The organism is Sphingobium wenxiniae (genome assembly GCF_007830065.1).
Classification (GTDB): domain Bacteria; phylum Pseudomonadota; class Alphaproteobacteria; order Sphingomonadales; family Sphingomonadaceae; genus Sphingobium; species Sphingobium wenxiniae.
The window spans coordinates 1-1,207 of record NZ_VLKK01000080.1 but is presented as its reverse complement, the minus strand read 5'-3'; the positions used below and the strand labels follow the sequence as shown (position 1 = coordinate 1,207).

Below are 1,207 nucleotides of genomic sequence, written 5' to 3'. Positions count from 1 at the left end.
AATCCGCAATGCTGCAGTCTGGGGGGACGCCGGCACGGCCTGTGCGTCAGATTCCACAAAGTTCGGAGCCTGGGATCGCAACCTGATGACGGAATGGCATGCGCGTTATGGTGGACGGGGCGTCATGATCTACTGGCATGTCGAACGACGCGCGACATGCGTCTATTCCCAGCTCAAGCGCTGCTCTTCCTCCGAGGTCGCCTCCATGATCGAGGGCGTGCTGCGCCATTGCACCGACATGGAAATCCAGCGACAATATGTTGATAGTCATGGCCAAAGCGCGGTTGGCTTTGCATTTTGCCGGCTTCTCGGATTTGAGCTTGCACCCCGCCTGAAAGCGATCGCTCGCCAGAAGCTGGCTCTTCCCGATGTCGGCATGCGAACGCGGCTTCCCCACTTGCAGCCGATCCTCTCCAGTCCGATCAACTGGGATGAGATCGAGCAGCAATATGACGAGATGGTCAAATATGCAGCCGCGATGCAGACAAAAACCGCCGACCCGGAGGCGATCCTGCGCCGGTTTAGCCGCTCCGAGGTGATGCACCCGACCTACAAGGCGTTGAGTGAGCTGGGCCGCGCGGTCAAGACGATCTTCCTGTGCCGGTATCTGCGCGAGGAGTCCTTCCGCCGCGAAATTCATGAAGGCCTGAATGTCGTTGAAAACTGGAACAGTGCCAATGGGTTCGTTTTCTTCGGCAAGGGCGGCGAGATCGCCACTAACCGCATCGATGAGCAGCAGCTCTCGGTCCTGGCGCTACATTTGCTGCAAGCGTCGCTTGTCTATGTGAACACCCGAATGCTTCAGAGCGTGCTGGTGGAACCGAAATGGACGGGCCGGATGACGCCGGATGATTATCGCGGCCTCACACCGCTGATTTACAGCCACGTCAATCCTTATGGCCGCTTCGACCTCGATCTGAATAGCCGGATCGATTTTGGGCGGCTTGCTGCCTGACCGGGGCCTTTCCGCTCGCACCATTTGGGTGCACCCGAACGTGACGATCGGAAGTGACATATACGACATGTCACAAAAGGGTGGTTCCGTCACCAATGTTACTGTACGAGGGCAAAGCCACCCTAATGTGACGGATTTGCCCATGACCCGCGTCGGCTACGCCCGCGTCAGCACCATCGACCAGGATCTCGACATCCAGGTTGCCCGGTTGAAGGCAGCGGGCTGTGAAATCCTCCGCTCCGAAACAGGCTC

Annotated in this window: 2 protein-coding genes; both read left to right on the top strand. The window is 58.4% G+C overall.

All coding sequences use genetic code 11. The features are described from left to right. Positions 1-955 (top strand): Tn3 family transposase (locus IQ35_RS20975; protein ID WP_145076254.1); only part of this gene is annotated, 955 nt, incomplete at its 5' end. Between the two features lie 67 nt (positions 956-1,022). Continuing rightward, positions 1,023-1,207: recombinase family protein (locus IQ35_RS22005; protein ID WP_338420276.1), on the top strand; the 185-nt coding region annotated here is incomplete at its 3' end.